Here is a 17,498-nt window from a genome sequence, read left to right as displayed (position 1 = left end):
CCCTTATGACAAATTCTTATATGCAACAGTTCCCGGGAAATAAGAGCGAGATCGCAGCAAATTTGCGTACAATCCTGCTTTTGAGTAGTCATTGAAACTGAGGAATTGCAATATGAGTAGTCCCATCGATCGCGACGTGGTCATCGCCGACACCGTTCACTGGATGGAGAAGGCTGTCATCGGCCTGAACCTGTGCCCGTTCGCCAAGGCGGTGCACGTCAAGCGGCAGGTGCGTTACGTGGTCAGCGAGGCGGAAACGCCGGAGGAGCTGCTGGAAAAGTTGATGGAGGAGCTACAGCACCTGGCCGACGCCGATCCGGAAAAGATCGACACCACGCTGCTGATCCATCCCCATGTGCTGACCGATTTCTTCGACTACAACGAATTCCTCGACGTGGCCGACGCCGCGCTGGAGGATCTCGGCCTGGACGGCTTCCTGCAGGTGGCCAGCTTCCACCCGGACTACCAGTTCGCCGACACCGACAAGAACGACATCGGCAACTACACCAACCGCTCGCCGTACCCGACGCTGCACCTGCTGCGCGAGGACAGCATCGACCGCGCGGTCGAGGCCTTCCCGGACGCGTCCGATATTTTCGAGAAGAATATCGAGAAGCTGGAGCAGCTCGGCCACGACGGCTGGGACAAACTCATGGAGAAGCCATGAGCGACCTGCCGATCCGTCCCGACACCCCCTGCGTGGCGGTGTGCTCGACCACCTTCGACGAGATCTGCCGCGGCTGCGGCCGCACGGTGGTCGAGGTGGCGCACTGGGTGGCCATGAGCGCCGAACAGAAGGAGGTGGTCTGGCAGCGCATCCTGGCGCAGGGCTACCCGCGCCGCAATACTTGATATTTGATCAATAGGTGCCGATAAAGTCCTTCTTGCCGATTTCCAGGCCGTTGTGGCGCAGGATGTCGTAGGCGGTGGTGGCGTGGAAGTAGAAGTGCGGCAGCGCGTAGTGGAACAGGTAGGTCTGGCCGACGAAGTGCTTGGTCTTCTCGCCGCTGCCGGTGGTGATGGCGCGGCCTTCGCTGCCCTCGATCTGCGCCTGCGGCACGCTGTCGATGTAGGCCAGCGTCTTGACGATGCGCGCCTTCAGCTCGGCGAACGTGGCTTCCTTGTCTTCATACGACGGCACTTCCTGGCCGCCCAGGCGCGCCGCCGCGCCCTTGGCGAAATCGCAGGCGATCTGGATCTGGCGCGTGAACGGCAGCATGTCCGGGAACAGGCGGTATTGCAGCAGCGCGGCCGGATCGATCTTCTTGTCGGCGGCGTGGGCCTCGGCCTTGTCCAGGATGGCGTGCAGGCTGTTCAAAATCTGCTTGAACACAGGAATGGAGGCGGAGTACATGGAGAAGGTGGTCATGGCGATTCCTATGTGTGGGAAAAAGAGTCGCGATCATAGCGCGGCTGGCGGATTTTTGCTCACGCCGGTACTTTTTCCGGGCATAATTCCTAGCAAGTAACTATTTCAGACCGATGATGCCAATTTATTATTACGCTGCTGGTGCATGACTAGTGCTCTTTATAAGCGAGTGCGCGCCCGCCTGAGCGCGTTGTACGGTCTGTCCATCTATGGCGCGCTGCTGCTGGTGGTGTTTGGCGGGCTGGTGATTCCCGCCATCATCGGCAGCTATCTGCTGATCGGCGTGCACGAGCAGCAGTCGGCGCGCGTCGCCCTGAATGAGTCGCTGCAGCGCAATGCCGACATCCTGGCGCTGGGCATGCAGGAATCGCTGTGGAATATGAACGCCGAGTCGGCCCATTCGCTGGTCGAGTCGGTGATGCGCGACCGCTCGGTGCTGCAGGTGCAGGTGGTGGGCCAGGCCGACACCCAGTTCATGCACGTGCGCTCGCCGCGCGTGGCCAGCGGCAACGTCTACCGCGCCGAGCGCGAGATCCTGGTGCGCGGCGAGCGCATCGGCCGCATCATGGTGGAGATGGACGACGCCCGCAGCCAGCAGGAGCTGCGCGAGAAGCAGCTGTCCTATGTGTTCGTGCTGGCGGCGCAGCTGATGGTGTCGCTGCTGCTGATCGTGCTGTTCCTGAACGCTCGCCTGATCAAGCCCTTGCGCAAGCTGATGCGCTTCTCGGACCGCCTGTCGCGCGGCGATTTCGAAACCCGCCTGGACGTCACCGGCAGCGATGAGCTGGGCCGCTTGGCGCAGCAGCTGGAGCAGATGCGGGTGGCGATCAAGCGCCTGTTCGAGGACATCGGCCAGCGCGAGGAGCGCTTCCGCACCATCGTGACCCAGGTGCCGGGCGCGGTGTTCCGCTTCCGCCCGGACGGCCCGATCGACTTCGTGTCCGACGCCATCGAGGACATCTCCGGCTACTCGGCGGCGCAGTTCATGCGCAGCACCACCCATTCCTGGACCAACCTGATCGCGCCGGAGGACCGCAAGAAGCAGCGCCGCGTGATCGGCCAGGCCATCCGCGACGGCCAGCCCTACGCAATCGAATACCGCATCCTGGACGCCTCGGGCGCCGAGCGCTGGGTGCAGGAAAACGGCCAGCCGCAGCTGCCCGACGGCGACCGCGACGCGCCGTGGGTGGACGGCATCATCTCCGACATCAGCCAGCGCAAGCACAATGAAATGCGCATCGAGGCGCTGCTGGCGGAGCAAAGCGCGATTCTGGACAACGTGATGTTCGGCGTGATGTTCGTGCGCCACCGTTCCATCGTCTCGGTCAACCGCCGCTGCGAGGAATTGTTCGGCTACGAGCCGGGCGCCATGACCGGCGCCTCGACCTCCATCCTGTTCCTGGACAAGTTCGACTTCGAGTCGTCCGGCGCGCGCCAGTACCCCTCGCTGTCGCATGGCGACTACTTCAGCGAGGAGCGCCAGTACCGCCGCAAGGACGGCAGCGTGTTCTGGTGCCTGGTCAGCGGCTATGCGCTCGACCACAACCGCGCCAACGAGGGCAGCATCTGGGTGTTCGCCGACATCACCGAGCGCAAGGAAGCGGAAGAGAAGCTGCGCCTGTCGGCCACCGTCATCGAGCACATCGCCGACGGCGTGGTGGTGCTGGACGCGCAGGGCACCATCGTGGCGGTCAATCCGGCCTTCACGCTGATCACCGGCTACACCGAGGCCGAGGCGCTCGGCAAGGACCGCACGCTGACGCGTTCCGGCCGGCACGACGCCGCCTTCTACGAAGAGATGTGGCAGGAGCAGCTGGCGAAGGGCTTCTGGCGCGGCGAGCTGTGGAACAAGCGCAAGAACGGCGAGCTGTATCTGGAGTTCCTGACCGTGAGCGCGGTGCGCGATACGCGCGGCGAGGCGACTCACTATGTCGGCGTGTTCAGCGACATCACCAAGGCCAAGGAGTCGCAGGAGAAGCTGGACCACCTGGCGCACCACGATCCGCTGACCGCGCTGCCGAACCGCCTGCTGTTCCACGACCGCCTGCAGCACGCCTTGCAGCGCGCCTCGCGCGAGGGCGAACAACTGGCGCTGCTGTTCATCGATCTTGACCGCTTCAAGAACGTCAACGACACGCTGGGCCACCACATCGGCGACGAGCTGCTCAAGCAGGTGGCCAAGGCGCTGCAGGACCGCCTGCGCGAAGGCGACACGCTGGCGCGCCTGGGCGGCGACGAATTCATCGTCCTGCTGGAGAATATCGACAACCAGTACGGCGCCAGCCAGGTGGCGGAAAAGCTGGTGCAGATGTTCGAGGAACCGTTCATGGTGGCCGGCCACGAGTTGTTCGTGACGTGCAGCGTCGGCATCTCGCTGTTCCCGGACGACGCCTCCGATCTGAATATGCTGATCCGTAACGCCGACGTGGCCATGTACCAGGCCAAGGCGCGCGGCCGCAATGGCTTCAGCTTCTACGCGCCGTCGATGACCGGCGAGGGCGTCGAGCGCCTGCGGCTGGAGACCTTCCTGCGCCGCTCGATCGAGAAGGAAGAGATCTTCCTCAACTACCAGCCGCAGGTGGAGATCGACACCGGCCGCCTGATCGGGGTGGAGGCGCTGGTGCGCTGGAACCATCCGGAACTGGGCCTGATTCCGCCGATCCGCTTCATCCCGCTGGCCGAGGACACGGGCTTCATCAACCAGCTGGGCAAATGGGTGCTGCACGAGGCCTGCCGCCAGATGGTGCGCTGGCAGGAGGCCGGCCTGCATGTGCCGAAGATCGCGGTCAACCTCTCGGCCAAGCAGTTCGAGCGCGGCTCCATCGTCAACATGGTGGCCGACATCCTGCGCGACACGGGCCTGGAGCCGCAGCGCCTGCAGCTGGAGGTGACCGAGTCGGTGATCATGAACACCGGCGACGCCATGGTCTTCATCAACGACCTGCACTCGATCGGCGTGGCGCTGGCGATCGACGATTTCGGCACCGGCTACTCCTCGCTGGCCTACCTCAAGCAGTTGCCGGTGCAGACGCTGAAGATCGACCGCTCCTTCATCAAGGACATCTCGACCGACGTCAATGACGAGGCGATCGCGATCGCGATCATCCAGCTGGGCAAGAGCATGAACCTGTCGGTGATCGCGGAGGGCGTGGAGACCGAGGAGCAGGCGGCCTTCCTGCTGCGCCATGGCTGCAACCTGGCGCAGGGCTACTTCTACAGCAGGCCGCTGGCGGCGGATGATATGCTCACCCGCTGGCAAAAATAATATCTGGGCACGGGAGGCCTTTCATGCAGGGAGCGAAGAGCAAAGGGCGGCGCCGCTTTATCTTGGGCGGCCTGGCGGTAACGGGGGCGCTGGTGGTGGGCTGGGGCGTGACGCCGCCGCGCCAGCGCCTGAACGGATCACACCCGCTGCCGCTCGGCGGCGACAGCGTCGCGCTGAACGGCTGGGTGGGCATCGACAAGGACGGCACCGTCAGCGTGGCCATGCCGCGCAGCGAGATGGGGCAGGGCGTATACACCGCCTTGCCGATGCTGGTGGCGGAGGAGATGGACGTGCCGCTGTCCGCCGTGCGGCTGGTGCAGGCGCCGAACGATAAGATCTTCGGCAATATCGCCATGCTCAAGGACGGGCTGCCGTTCCATCCCGACGATACCGGACGCTTGAAATCCAGCGTCAGCTGGGTGGTCGGCAAGGTGGCGCGCGAACTGGGGCTGATCATCACCGGCGGCTCGTCCAGCATCAAGGATGCGTGGGAGCCGATGCGCGAAGCCGGCGCCACCGCGCGCGCCATGCTGGTGGCCGCCGCCGCCGCCGAGTGGAAGACGGATGCCGGGGGGCTGCGCACCGCAGACGGCCACGTCCTGCATGCCGACGGCCGCAAGCTGGCCTACGGCGCGCTGGCCGCCAAGGCGGTCGATGCCAAGCCGGGCGAGGTGCGCCTCAAGTCGCTGCGGGAATTCAAGTTGATCGGCCGCCCGCAGCCGCGCCGCGACACGCCGTCCAAGGTCAATGGCACGGCCATCTTCGGCATCGACGCGCGTCCGCCGGGCATGCTGTACGCGGCCGTGCGCATGTCGCCGGTGATCGGCGGCACGGTGGCGAGCGTCGACAGCGCCGCCGTGCTCAAGATGCCGGGCGTGGTCAAGGTGGTGAATTACGATGGCGCGCTGCCGGAGAGGACCGGCGCCGGCGCGGGCGTCGCCGTGATCGCGCGCAGCTACTGGCAGGCGAAGCAGGCGGCGCTGGCGCTGGACGTCAAGTGGAACGACGGCCCGCAGGCCGCGCTGTCCAGCGCCGCCATTTACGCCGACTTCGCGGCGAAACTGGACAAGGAAGACGGCTACGCCTACTACAAGGCCGGCGACATGGACGCGGTGGAAGGCAAGGCCGCCGGTGTGGCCAAGACTGTGCGGGCCGAGTACCGCGCGCCGTTTCTGGCGCATGCGGCCATGGAGCCGGTCAACTGCACCGCGCAGGTCAAGGACGGTAAGGTGCATGTGTGGGCGCCGACCCAGTCGCCGGGCTTCGCGGTGGAGGTGGCGGCCAAGGTGGGCGGGGTCTCCACCGACAACGTGGTGCTGACCGTGACCATGCTTGGCGGCGGCTTTGGCCGCAGGCTGGACGTGGACATGGTGGCGCAGGCCGTGGCCGTCGCCAGGCAGGCGGACGGCCACCCGGTGCAGCTGATCTGGAGCCGCGAGGACGACACCACGCACGACGTGTATCGCCCGGCGGCGCTGGCGCGCTTCAGCGCCACGCTGGACGCCAAGGGCAATGTGCTGGGCTACGACAACAAGTCGGCCAGCGGCTCGATCTCCCATCAGTTCTTCAAGCGCAATCTCGGCCTGCCGCCGGGAGGTCCGGACAAGACCACCGCCGAGGGCGAGTTCGATATGCAGTACCACTTCCCCAACCAGCGCATCCGCCACGTGATCGTGGACAGCGCGGTGCCGATCGGCTACTGGCGTTCGGTGGGGCATTCGCACAACGCCTTCTTCAAGGAGAGCTTCATCGACGAGTTGGCGCACGCGGCGGGCAAGGACAGCGTGGCGTTCCGGCGCGAGCTGCTGGCCCAGCACCCGCGCCACCTGGCGGTGCTGAATGCGGCGGTGGCCAAGGCCGGCACGGCGCCCGAGGGGCGCGCGCACGGCGTGGCGCTGCACCAGTCGTTCGGCACCATCGTCGCGCAGGTGGCGGAAGTGTCGGTCGAGGGCACGGAGATCCGCGTGCACCGCGTGGTGTGCGCGATCGATTGCGGGCTGGCGGTGAACCCGAACATCATCGCCCAGCAGGCCGAATCGGGCGTGGTGTTCGGCTTGTCGGCGGCGCTGTTCGGCGCGGTCACCATCAAGGATGGCAAGGTCGAACAATCCAACTTCCACGATTACCCGGTGGTGCGCCTGAACCAGGCGCCGGAGGTGGAGACCGTCATCCTGCCCAGCGCCGAGCATCCCGAGGGCATGGGCGAACCGGCCACGCCGCCGGTCGCGCCGGCCGTGGCCAACGCGGTGTTCAAGCTGACCGGCAAGCGCCTGCGCAGTTTGCCGCTGACGTTACAGGGCGTCGCGTAGCAGGGCGCGCAGGTTGCAGTCGCGCTGCCACTGGGCGCGCTCGGTGTTGTTGATGATGAGTTCCTGCAGTTCCTCGTCGCTTTGCATCGCGGTCGACTGCACCAGCCGGTGGGCGATGCCGGCGTCCGGCAGCATGGTGCCGAAGAAGGCCACCAGCTCGTGGTGCTGGATCAGCAGGGTGGGGAAGTTCTCGACATCGAGGTCGCCCACGATGTCGGCGTGGTCCTCGATGTCGATCCAGACGAAGAATTTGTCCGGATGGCGCTCGGCCACCTCGTCGAAGGTGGCGCGGTAGCTGGCGCAGGTGCCGCACCAGGCCGCGCACAGGCAGGCGACGATCCAGCGCTCGCCGGCCAGCGCGGCGGCGACGTCTTCGCGGTTTTCGGAATTCAGGGTCAGGCTAGCCATAGGGTGAATAGCAAACAGCGCGCTCGGCGCTAAAGCGGTATTTTACCTCCCCGCGCGGGGTCGCGCCTGCTGGCGTGCCGGGTTAAAATACGGGATGCCTAATATTCTTGCCATTGAAACCTCGTCCGAAACCGCCTCCTGTGCCCTGCTGCGCGGCGATGCCCTGACCAGCCGCGTCTCCAGCGGCGTGCGCACCCATTCCCAGTCGGTATTGCCGATGCTTCAAGAATTGCTGGCCGAGGCCGGCATCAGCCTGCAGGATTGCGATGCGGTGGCCTATGGCTCCGGGCCGGGCTCGTTCACCGGCGTGCGCACCGCCTGCGGCGTGGCGCAAGGGCTGGCGTTCGGCGGCAAGATCCCGGCCGTGCCGGTGGTCACGCTGGATGCGATGGCGCTCGCCTGCCATCAACGGCACGGCGCCGCCGAGGTGCTGGTGGTGCTGGACGCGCGCATGGGCGAGGTGTATTGGGCGCAGTATCGTTTCGAGGACGGCCAGCCGGTGGCGGTGCTGCCGCCGGTGCTGTCGGCGCCGGCCGAGGTGCTGCCGCAAGGCGCGCCGGTGGCGTGCGGCAATGGCTTGTCGGCCTATGCCGAGGCGTTCCCGGACGGCGGCTTTGCCGAGGTGATGCCGCATGCGGAGCAGATCGCGCAGCTGGCGGCGGTGGCCTTCGCGGCCGGCCACACGGTCGCGGCGGCGGACGCGCAACCGCTGTATCTGCGTAACAAGGTCGCTTACACGCAGGCCGAGCGTCGCGAGATGGCGGCCAACAAGGACGGCGGCGCATGACGGCGCCGGTATGGGATCTGGCGCGGCTCAACTACGAGCCGATGCGCAAGTCCGATCTGCCCGATGTGTTTGCGCTGGAGCAGAGCGTCTATCCGCATCCGTGGAGCATGGCCAATTTCGAGGATTCGCTGAACAGCAATTACGAAGCCTGGATCCTGCGCGATCGCGATGGCGATTTGCTGGGATATTTCCTGCTGATGGCGGTGGTGGACGAGGCGCATTTGCTGAACGTCGCCGTGTCGGCCGAAAGGCAGGGCCAGGGCCTGGGACGGTTTTTGCTGAACCAGGCGGTGGCTTGTTCGCGCGGCTTGGGCATGGAATCGGTGCTGCTGGAGGTGCGGCCGTCGAATACGCGGGCGCTGGAGATTTACGAGCGCTATGGATTCAAGCAGATTGGCCGTCGCAGGGGCTACTACCCGGCGGCGAATGGGCAACGTGAGGACGCGATTGTGATGCGGTTTGGCATATGAGTCAGTTGTCTCGGAATAAGGTGTTCCTGCAGGAGATGGGGATCGGCGTGCAATGGAAATTGCGGCATGGCGCGGAGGAGGGCGATGCCTTCGTGACGGCCGTGCAGGCACTGGCGGATGGCTTGCCGGAGCAGGCGCCGCCGCCCGTGCCACAGCCGGCGGCGCCCGTGCCAATGCCGGCGCCCGCAGCCCCAGCCGACGATGATGCGACCGCGTGGTTCGACGATGCGCCAGCGCCGGCACCTGCACCGGCGCCAGTTGCCGCCCGTCCTGCCGCCATCGCCACCCGTCCCGCGCCGGCCACCAGCGCACGTCAGCCAGCGGAGGCGCCGGCCGCCGCGCCAGACGAGGAGTCGACCGCATGGTTCGACGACGCGCCGGCGGCGCCGCCAGTCGCCGCCACTCCGCCCACCGCTCCGGCCCCTGCCGAGCCGCTCAGCGACACGGCGATCGCTGCCATGGACTGGACAGCGCTGCAGGCCGCCGTGGCCAGCTGCACGCGCTGCGCGCTGTGTCAGACGCGCCGCAATGCCGTCAACGGTCGCGGCGCGCAGAGTGCGCGCTGGATCGCCATCAGCGGCTTGCCGTCGCGCGCCGACGACGAGGCTGGCGAAGTCGTCACCGGCGAGGCTGGCCAATTGCTGAACAACATGCTGAAAGCGATCGAACTCCAGCCGGAGTCCGACGTCTATGTCACCAACGTGGTCAAATGCCGCCCGTCGACGCCAGACGGCGCCGACCGCATGCCGACCGCCGACGAAGTCATCGCCTGCCGTCCATTCCTGGACCGCGAGCTGGCGCTGAGCGGCGCCACCATGGCCATCACCTTCGGCCAGTTCGCCGCCCGGGGCTTGATGATGGGCCCGGCCGCGCGCGGCAAGGTCATGCGCTACGGCGCGGCGGAGTTGCCGGTGGTGGCGACCTACCATCCGGACGACCTGCTGCGCAAACCGGAAGACAAGGCCAAGGCCTGGGCCGACCTCTGCCTGGCGAAAGCCAGCCATGCCTGAGCGGCCGCCCGGCGGCTATCAAGCCTGGTTTGAAAGCCGCTGGCCCCAGCTGAACCATCCCCACGTGCGGGCGCTGGCCTGGCTGCTGGACGCGCCGGACTTGCTCGATGCGGCCGCGCCACAGTGGCAAGGCCGCATCGCCTCGCTCGGCCCGGCCTCGCCGCTGGCCGCCGACTGGCTGGCCGCGCTGGAGCGCGATCCCGCTCCGCTGCAAGCCGCGTTGGGTGACAAGCATTACTCCCGCCTCGGCCTGTACGCCGAAAAACTGATGGCGTTCTACTTCGCTCAGCAGGGCCAACTGTACGCGCACGGCCTGCAAGTGCGGGCCGACCGCACCGACACCATCGGCGAGTTCGATTTCCTGCTGCGCGACGGCGCGGGCCTGCGCCACATCGAATTCGCCACCAAGTTCTACCTGCTGGATGCGGACGGCGAAGGCTTTAACGGCCTGATCGGCCCCAACCTGGCCGACACGCTGGGTGTGAAGATGCGCAAGATCTTCGAAAAACAGTTATCGCTGGCCGGCCACCCGGCGGCCCGGGCATTGCTGCCGATGCCGGTCACGAGCGCGCAAGCGCTGGTGAAAGGCTGGCTGTTTTACCCGGACGGCGTCCAACCGATGCAGGGCATCACGCAGCAACACTGCCACGGTTTCTGGATGACGCGGGAACAGGCGGCCGGCCTGCCGGAACAGGCATACGCCATCATGCCGCGCCTGCAATGGCTGGCGCCGTTAAAGGTTGACGCGGGCATCGACAAGCCGCAACTGCTGGCCGCGCTGCGGGATGCCGCCGCGCCGGTCATGATCGCGGCGCTGCGGCAAAGCGGGGAATGGCTGGTGGAGGAGAAGCGGGGATTCATCGTCCCCGATGACTGGCGCGCGCAAGCCGCGCGGCGCCGTCACGAGGGCGTGTTGCCGGCCTAGTGTTTGGCCTCGCCAATGAGCGCGACCGAGTCGAATTCGCGCTGATTGGCCTGGTGCTTGCGCATGATGTATAGCATGGTGCCGGCCAGGAACAGGCCGAACAGCAGAATGATCACATCCAGGTTCAGGTGCGCGCGCAGCATCAGCGAGTAGGCCGCCAGCATGGTCAGGATCGACAGGTTTTCGTTGAAGTTCTGCACCGCGATCGAGTGGCCCGCGCTCATCAGGACGTGGCCCCGGTGTTGCAGCAGCGCGTTCATCGGCACCAGGAAGAAGCCGCCCAGCAGACCGACCAGAATCAGCAGCGGGTAGGCGATCTTGACCGAATTCACCATGGTCATGCACATCACGATCACGCCCATGGCGATGCCGACCGGGATCACGGTGAGCGACTTGCGCAGCGAGATGAAGCGCGCCGAAATCACCGCGCCGGCCGCCACGCCGATCGCCACCACGCCCACCAGGCTGGTCGACTGCTCGTAGCTCAGGTGCAGGGTGCGGTTGGCCCATTCCAGCACGATGAATTGCAGGGTTTGCGCGGCGCCCCAGAACAGCGTGGTCACGCCCAGCGAAATCTGGCCCAGTTTATCCTTCCACAACAGGCTGAAGCAGTTGGCGAAATCGCTGATCAGCTTGACCGGATTGCGCTCCTGGTGGCCGTAGACGCAGCCGGTGTCCGGAATGCGCGTGTTGAACAGCGCCGCCAGCATGTAAATGCCGACCACCACGCACAGGGCGGCCTGGGTGGGCGTCTCGATGCCGGTGTCGATCAGCGGCATGTCAAAGCCCAGCAGGAAGCCGGAGACGCGTCCGCCGACCAGGGCGCCGCCCATCACGGTGCCGAAGATAATCGACAGCACGGTCAGGCCTTCCACCCAGCCGTTGGCGGCCACCAGTTTCTCAGCCGGCAGCAGCTCGGTCAGGATGCCATATTTGGCCGGCGAATAGACGGCCGCGCCGAAACCAACAATCGCATAAGCCAGCAGGGGGTGAACGTGGGCGAAGATCAGCAGGCAGCCGCCAACCTTGATCAGGTTGGATATGAACATGACCTTGCCCTTTGGCATCGAGTCGGCAAAAGCGCCGACAAATGCCGCCAACAGCACGTAAAAGAGCGTAAATGAAAGCTTCAGGAGCGGCGTGATCCACCCCGGTGATTTCATGTTGACCAGCAGGTCGATCGCAACAAACAGCAGCGCATTGTCCGCGAGGGACGAAAAGAACTGCGCCGCCATGATGGTATAGAAACCACGATTCATTCTGGGATAGCCTGAAAACTTATCTGGCTTGCTTTATACCATGCTTTGTTCGTATCCCCAAGAATTGAGCAGTGCGTCCTCGTCCGCTCTTGGTAAAATGGCGGCTTCGTTTACCAAGCTGAAAATGTCGTATGCCCCGGCCCATTCTTGCAACAATCCATATTGACTCCATGAAGCACAACCTGGCCTTGGCCAAGGCCAAATCACCGGGTGCCAAGGCCTGGGGCGTGTTGAAGGCGAACGGCTATGGCCATGGACTGGAGCGCGCGATGCGCGGTTTCGCCGAGGCAGACGGCTTGGCCCTGATCGAGGTGGACAACGCCGTCAAGCTGCGCGAAATGGGCTGGAAGAAGCCTATCCTGTTATTGGAGGGTTTCTTCAGTTCCGCCGATTTGCACACCATGGCCGGCTACGACCTGCAGGCGGCCGTGCATTGCTACGAGCAGCTGGCGTGGCTGGAGGAGGTGGCCCCGCAGCTGAGCGCGCGCGGCATCCGCTTCGACCTGCACCTCAAGATGAACACCGGCATGAACCGTCTCGGCTTCACGCCGGAGGCTTACGCGGCGGCCCACGCGCGTCTGCGGGCCATCTCCTGCGTCGGCGGCATCACCCTGATGACCCACTTCGCCAATGCCGACGACATCGACCATCCGCTGCTGCCGATCACCGAACAGATCCGCCGCTTCGAGCTGGGCGCGGCCGGCTTGCCGGGGCCGCGCAGCCTGTCGAACTCGGCCGGCGTGCTGCTGCATCACGACCACCTGAAGAACGATTGGGTCCGTCCCGGCATCATGCTGTATGGCGGCACGCCGGGCGGCGGCACCGCCGAGGAGTTCGGCCTGCAACCGGCCATGACCCTGAGCAGCGAGATCATCGGCGTGCAGGACATCGGCGCCGGCGAGGTGGTGGGCTACGGCAGCCGTTTCCAGGCCGAGGGTCCGATGCGGATCGGCGTGGTGGCCTGCGGCTATGCCGACGGCTACCCGCGCGTGGCGCCGCTGGGCACGCCGGTGCTGGTCGATGGCGTGCGCACCCGCCTGGTCGGGCGCGTGTCGATGGACATGTTGACCGTGGACCTGACGCCGCTGCCGCAGGCGCGCATCGGCAGCAAGGTGGTGCTGTGGGGGCAGGGCTTGCCGATCGATGAGGTCGCGGTGGCGGCCGGCACCATCGGCTATGAGCTGATGTGCGCGCTGACGCAGCGCGTGCCGGTGGTGGAGGGCTGAGCGCATGGCCAAGGCCAAGACCAATTACACCTGCAACGAGTGCGGCGCCACCGCCAACAAGTGGACCGGACAGTGCGCCGCCTGCCAGCAGTGGAACACCATGGTCGAGACTGTGGTCGAGGCCGGCGGCAACAACCGCTACTCGCAGCCGGCGCATCTGTCGCTGGCGCAGACCGCGCCGGTGCTGTCGCTGGCTGATATCGACGCCATCGACGTGCCGCGCTTCGGCACCGGCATCGAGGAATTCGACCGCGTGCTGGGCGGTGGCCTGGTGGCCGGCGGCGTGGTGCTGATCGGCGGCGACCCCGGCATCGGCAAGTCGACCCTGCTGCTGCAGGCGCTGGCCAATGTCTCGCACTTGAAGAAGGTGCTGTACGTGTCCGGCGAGGAATCGGGCGCGCAGATCGCCCTGCGCGCCAAGCGCCTGGTGATCGACGCGCGCGACCTGAAATTGCAGGCCGAGATCCAGCTGGAGAAAATCCTCGGCACGCTGGCCGATCTCAAGCCGGAAGTGGCGGTGATCGACTCGATCCAGACCCTGTATTCGGACGCCCTGAGCTCCGCCCCCGGCTCGGTGGCGCAGGTGCGCGAGTGCGCGGCGCAGCTGACGCGCGCCGCCAAGCAGACCGGCGTGACGATTATCCTGGTCGGCCACGTCACCAAGGAGGGCGCGCTGGCCGGCCCGCGCGTGCTGGAGCACATCGTCGACACCGTGCTGTATTTCGAGGGCGACAACCATTCCAGTTTCCGCCTGGTGCGGGCGATCAAGAACCGTTTCGGCGCGGTCAACGAGCTGGGCGTGTTCGCCATGACCGAGAAGGGCTTGAAGGGCGTGTCGAATCCGTCGGCCTTGTTCCTGTCGCAGCATGACAACCAGGTGCCGGGCTCCTGCGTGATGGTGACGCAGGAGGGCACGCGGCCGCTGCTGGTGGAGATCCAGGCGCTGGTCGACGCCAGCCACCAGCCCAACGCGCGCCGCCTGTCGGTCGGCCTGGAGCAGAACAGGCTGGCGATGCTGCTGGCGGTGCTGCACCGCCACGCGGGGATCGCGGCGTTCGATCAGGATGTGTTCATCAACGCCGTGGGCGGGGTCAAGATCACCGAACCGGCGGCCGACCTGGCGGTGCTGTTGGCGATCAATTCCTCGATGCGCAACAAGCCGCTGCCGCGCGGTTTCGTGGTGTTTGGCGAGGTCGGCCTGGCCGGCGAGATCCGCCCCGCGCCGCGCGGGCAGGAACGCCTGCGCGAGGCGGCCAAGCTGGGCTTCTCGATCGCCATGATCCCCACCGCCAACGCCCCCAAGCAGCCGATCGAGGGCATGACGATTATCGGCGTTGATCGCATCGATGATGCCTTCAATAAGCTGCGCGAAATCCAATAACGTTGTATTGTTACGTGTTGTAATCGTCAATAGTGCGGATTACGTAACTCATCCGGTAATAAAAGGACAAGAAAGTGTTAGTCGATCAAAGGTCAGGCGCGCGCAAGATCGTGCGTTCCAAGGCAGTGGTAGTGATGGATGGCATGGCCCCCAAGCAGGGGCGCACGCTGGAGATCAGCGCGAGCGGGCTGTCGATCACGTTGGATCACAAGCTGTCGACGGGCGATATCGCCATGGTGTCGTTTGAGCTGTTCGTCGAGGGCAAGGCGCAGGTCCTGAGCTGCCAGTCCCGCGTCAATTACTGCATCTTCAGCGGCGACCACTTCAAGATCGGATTCCAGTTCATGAATCCCGACATGGCCACCATGGCCACCATCAATAAATTCCTGCGTTAATGATTTCGGCCGGCCCCGTATAGCGGGCGCGCGGCCGGATCAGGCGGTTGGCTTGCACCTGCTCCAGGGCGTGGGCCAGCCAGCCGACGCAACGACCCACGGCAAACAATACAAAAGGCGCTTCCTTCGGCAGGCCGCAGTGCGCGCTCAGCAGGGAGAGCGCGTAGTCGATATTCGGCAGTTCCCCCGCTTGCCGCTCGGCGGCGATGGCCAGCGCTTCATATGGTTGAATTTTCGGTAATTGCCGCAGCAGCGCCTTGGCGCGCGGATCGCCGCCGCTGTAGAGCGGGTGGCCGAAGGCGGGCAAAGGGCGGCCACTCTCCAGCCAGGTGCGCACCGCCTCGTCGGCGTTGGTGGCCTGGGCATGGGCGATCAGCTGGGCGAATTCTTGCGCGGCGCCGCCGTGCAGCGGGCCGGTGAGCGTGGTGAAACCGGCCAGCACGCCGGCCGCCAGCGAGGCGCCGGTCGAAATGGTGACGCGGGTGGCGAAGGTGGAGGCGTTGAGTTCGTGGTCGGCCATCAGGACCAGGGCGCGGCGGAGCAAGTCCTCATGGACTTCGGCGTGCCACGCCCGGGCCAGCCGCAGGCTGACGGGGCCGGCGTCGGCCCGGCCGGTCATGGCGTCGACCAGCGACGCGAGCACTTGCGCGGCCTCGGCGCGCAGCGAGGCCGGCGCGCGGCCCAGCGAGGGCGCATCCACGGCGGCGCGGCGGGCCAGGGCCTGCAGGCCGGCCGCCGGCGCGCCGGCGCCCGATGCGTGGCCGCCGGCGCCCTCCGCGCGCTCCCCCAGCGCGGCCTCGATTTCCGCCGGCGCGCATTCCCACAGCAAGGCGGCCACGCTCTCCAGGCTTGCCGTCGCGGCCAGCGCGGCGGCATCATGACCGCGATACAGCAGCTTGCCGCCGGCCGCCGTGGATATGGCCGACGCCAGCACCGGATCGCCGTACTGCATCGCCTGGCTGGAGACGATCTCCACCTTGCGCCGGCCATTGGCGCGGCGCGCCATGCGCAGAACGTCGTCGCGGTGATACAGGCTGCGGCGCGGGTCGTCCTGGTCCGGCTTGGCCCGGATCTTGCCGCGGCTGACGTTGGCGTACAGCGTTTGCGGCCGCACATTCAGCACATCCAGCGCTTCGGCGACGGTCATCCACACCATGTCCGTTTCCTATGTTGACACTTCAAGTCAAGATTGACGCTCATGGACCCGCGGTCCTAAGCTGCGCCCAAGGATAACGTATCGGGAGTCGCCATGTCTCATCAACTGCTGCATGCCGCCTGGTCGGCGCTGGATTTGCCCCCGTCCGCGGTGGACGCCTTGGCCATGGTTGGCGAGGGCGAACTGCCATCCTGCTTTGCGGTCACCGGCCTGGCCGCGGCGTCGGTGGGGGCGGCGGCGCTCGCGGTACGGCAGTTGATGGTGGCCCAGGGTGGCGCGCCGGCGCCGGTGGTGGTGGACCGCCGGCTGGCATCGATGTGGTTCAGTTGGTCGCTCCATCCGGCAGGCTGGGAGCGCCCGCCGTTGTGGGATGCCGTGGCGGGCGACTATCCCACCGCCGATGGCTGGATACGCCTGCACACCAACGCCCCGCACCACCGCACGGCGGCGCTGGCGGCGCTGGGCTGCGCCGGCGAACGCGAGGCCGTGGCGCGCGCCGTCTCTGGCTGGGCTGGCCTGGCGCTGGAGGAGGCGGTGGTGGCCCAAGGCGGCTGCGCGGCGATGATGCGCTCGATGGCCGAATGGCAGGCACACCCGCAGGGGCAAAGCGTTGGGCGGGAACCGCTGATCGCCTTCGCCGGCCGTCCCGGCGGCGGCCGGGCCGAGTGGTCGTGGTCGGCCGGCCGGCCGCTGGCCGGGCTCAGGGTGCTGGACCTGACGCGCGTGCTGGCCGGCCCGGTGGCGACCCGCTTCCTTGCCGGCTACGGCGCCGACGTGCTGCGCATCGATCCGCCAGGCTGGGACGAGCCGGGCGCGGTTCCCGAAGTCACCCTGGGCAAGCGCTGTGCGCGGCTGGACCTCGGGCTGGCGGCGCACCGCGCCGTCTTCGATCGCCTGCTCGCGAAGGCGGACGTGCTGGTTCACGGTTATCGGCCGGCGGCGCTGGAGCGGCTGGGTTACGGCGAACAAGCGCGGGGCAAGCTCAATCCCCACCTGATTGACGTGGCGCTGGATGCCTATGGGTGGAGCGGTCCGCTGGCGGGACGGCGCGGTTTCGACAGCCTGGTGCAAATGAGCAGCGGCATCGCCCACCACGGTATGCGGGAGCAGGGCGCGGGCAAACCTGTGCCGCTGCCGGTGCAAGCGCTGGACCACGCCACCGGCTACCTGATCGCCGCCGCCGTGGTGCGCGCCCTGATCGCCCGGCTGGACCAGGGCCGCATCCTGCAAGCGCGTCTGTCGCTTGCCCGCACCGCCAGACTGCTCACCGACGCGCCGGCGCCGGCCACCGGCAAGCCGCTGGCAACGGCCGGCGAGGACGATTTCGCCCCCGGGCTGGAACATACCGAATGGGGACCGGCGCGCCGTTACCGGCCGCCAGCCGCCATCGAGGGCGCGCCCATGTGCTGGAGCCTGCCGGCCTCCAGTCTCGGCAGCGCCGATGCAAGCTGGTTGTCCTGATTGGCGGATTGAAGGGCAAAACCGGCTTTGTTCGCGGCTTTGGTGCAAGCGTCCATGTTGCATACTATGTAACCACC

General features: G+C 66.5%; 16 protein-coding genes. 12 read left to right on the top strand and 4 right to left on the bottom strand.

What is annotated here, in order from left to right; translation table 11 throughout:
* Positions 1-112: 112 nt before the first annotated feature.
* Together FHW83_RS15825 and FHW83_RS15820 are read left to right on the top strand one after the other, a co-directional pair.
* The gene (locus FHW83_RS15825) at positions 113-667 is read left to right on the top strand and encodes a DUF1415 domain-containing protein (protein WP_176647309.1); all 555 of its coding nucleotides are present in this window, start codon (positions 113-115) and stop codon (positions 665-667) included.
* A complete protein-coding gene (locus FHW83_RS15820; RefSeq protein WP_176647308.1) occupies positions 664-852 on the top strand; it encodes a DUF1289 domain-containing protein in 189 nt (62 codons plus the stop codon). Before FHW83_RS15825 ends, FHW83_RS15820 begins: the two co-directional genes overlap by 4 nt.
* 7 nt (positions 853-859) lie before the next feature.
* On the opposite strand, the gene FHW83_RS15815 is transcribed toward FHW83_RS15820, so the two are convergent.
* Positions 860-1,369 carry a DUF1993 family protein gene (locus FHW83_RS15815; protein WP_176647307.1) on the bottom strand — a complete coding sequence of 170 codons (510 nt, stop codon included), beginning with the start codon at positions 1,367-1,369 and terminating at the stop codon, positions 860-862.
* 145 nt (positions 1,370-1,514) lie between these two features.
* On the opposite strand from FHW83_RS15815, the gene FHW83_RS15810 reads away from it, so the two are divergent.
* Positions 1,515-4,634, top strand: coding sequence for an EAL domain-containing protein (locus FHW83_RS15810; protein WP_176647306.1), 3,120 nt, complete (start codon positions 1,515-1,517; stop codon positions 4,632-4,634).
* A 23-nt stretch (positions 4,635-4,657) separates the two neighbouring features.
* Entirely contained in the window at positions 4,658-6,943 is a 2,286-nt protein-coding gene (locus FHW83_RS15805) for a molybdopterin cofactor-binding domain-containing protein (RefSeq protein WP_176647305.1), read from the top strand.
* Here the strand turns inward: FHW83_RS15805 and FHW83_RS15800 are convergent.
* The gene (locus FHW83_RS15800) at positions 6,926-7,351 is read right to left on the bottom strand and encodes a thioredoxin family protein (RefSeq protein ID WP_176647304.1); all 426 of its coding nucleotides are present in this window, start codon (positions 7,349-7,351) and stop codon (positions 6,926-6,928) included. The genes FHW83_RS15805 and FHW83_RS15800 overlap by 18 nt on opposite strands.
* Before the next feature lie 94 nt (positions 7,352-7,445).
* Between FHW83_RS15800 and tsaB the strand changes: the two genes are divergently transcribed.
* Genes tsaB through FHW83_RS15780 form a run of 4 tightly spaced genes read left to right on the top strand, consistent with a single transcriptional unit; the run spans position 7,446 to position 10,543 of the window.
* Positions 7,446-8,138, top strand: coding sequence for a tRNA (adenosine(37)-N6)-threonylcarbamoyltransferase complex dimerization subunit type 1 TsaB (gene tsaB, locus FHW83_RS15795; RefSeq protein WP_176647303.1), 693 nt, complete (start codon positions 7,446-7,448; stop codon positions 8,136-8,138).
* The gene (gene rimI / locus FHW83_RS15790; protein ID WP_176647302.1) at positions 8,135-8,608 is read left to right on the top strand and encodes a ribosomal protein S18-alanine N-acetyltransferase; all 474 of its coding nucleotides are present in this window, start codon (positions 8,135-8,137) and stop codon (positions 8,606-8,608) included. The genes tsaB and rimI overlap by 4 nt, the downstream gene beginning before the upstream one ends.
* Positions 8,605-9,618: a uracil-DNA glycosylase gene (locus FHW83_RS15785; protein WP_176647301.1), complete on the top strand. Its 1,014-nt coding sequence runs from the start codon at positions 8,605-8,607 to the stop codon at positions 9,616-9,618. The genes rimI and FHW83_RS15785 overlap by 4 nt, the downstream gene beginning before the upstream one ends.
* On the top strand, positions 9,611-10,543 hold the full coding sequence (locus tag FHW83_RS15780; RefSeq protein WP_176647300.1) for a DUF1853 family protein: 933 nt from the start codon (positions 9,611-9,613) through the stop codon (positions 10,541-10,543). The genes FHW83_RS15785 and FHW83_RS15780 overlap by 8 nt, the downstream gene beginning before the upstream one ends.
* Here the strand turns inward: FHW83_RS15780 and lplT are convergent.
* Positions 10,540-11,802: a lysophospholipid transporter LplT gene (lplT, locus tag FHW83_RS15775; protein WP_176647299.1), complete on the bottom strand. Its 1,263-nt coding sequence runs from the start codon at positions 11,800-11,802 to the stop codon at positions 10,540-10,542. The two genes, FHW83_RS15780 and lplT, sit on opposite strands and share 4 nt — an antisense overlap.
* 131 nt (positions 11,803-11,933) lie before the next feature.
* Here lplT and alr point away from each other — a divergent pair, with 131 nt between their 5' ends.
* The 3 genes from alr (at position 11,934) to FHW83_RS15760 (ending at position 14,804) form a co-directional block, all read left to right on the top strand.
* On the top strand, positions 11,934-13,028 hold the full coding sequence (gene alr / locus FHW83_RS15770; protein WP_176647298.1) for an alanine racemase: 1,095 nt from the start codon (positions 11,934-11,936) through the stop codon (positions 13,026-13,028).
* 4 nt (positions 13,029-13,032) lie between these two features.
* On the top strand, positions 13,033-14,409 hold the full coding sequence (gene radA, locus FHW83_RS15765) for a DNA repair protein RadA (protein WP_176647297.1): 1,377 nt from the start codon (positions 13,033-13,035) through the stop codon (positions 14,407-14,409).
* A gap of 74 nt (positions 14,410-14,483) precedes the next feature.
* Entirely contained in the window at positions 14,484-14,804 is a 321-nt protein-coding gene (locus tag FHW83_RS15760; RefSeq protein ID WP_176647296.1) for a PilZ domain-containing protein, read from the top strand.
* Here the strand turns inward: FHW83_RS15760 and FHW83_RS15755 are convergent.
* The gene (locus FHW83_RS15755) at positions 14,785-15,960 is read right to left on the bottom strand and encodes a citrate synthase family protein (RefSeq protein ID WP_176647295.1); all 1,176 of its coding nucleotides are present in this window, start codon (positions 15,958-15,960) and stop codon (positions 14,785-14,787) included. The genes FHW83_RS15760 and FHW83_RS15755 overlap by 20 nt on opposite strands.
* A 93-nt stretch (positions 15,961-16,053) precedes the next feature.
* On the opposite strand from FHW83_RS15755, the gene FHW83_RS15750 reads away from it, so the two are divergent.
* On the top strand, positions 16,054-17,421 hold the full coding sequence (locus tag FHW83_RS15750) for a CoA transferase (RefSeq protein ID WP_176647294.1): 1,368 nt from the start codon (positions 16,054-16,056) through the stop codon (positions 17,419-17,421).
* The last annotated feature ends 77 nt before the right edge of the window (positions 17,422-17,498 follow it).

Source organism: Duganella sp. SG902, assembly GCF_013376005.1.
Classification (GTDB): domain Bacteria; phylum Pseudomonadota; class Gammaproteobacteria; order Burkholderiales; family Burkholderiaceae_D; genus Rugamonas.
This window is presented reverse-complemented; position numbering and strand designations above follow the sequence as displayed.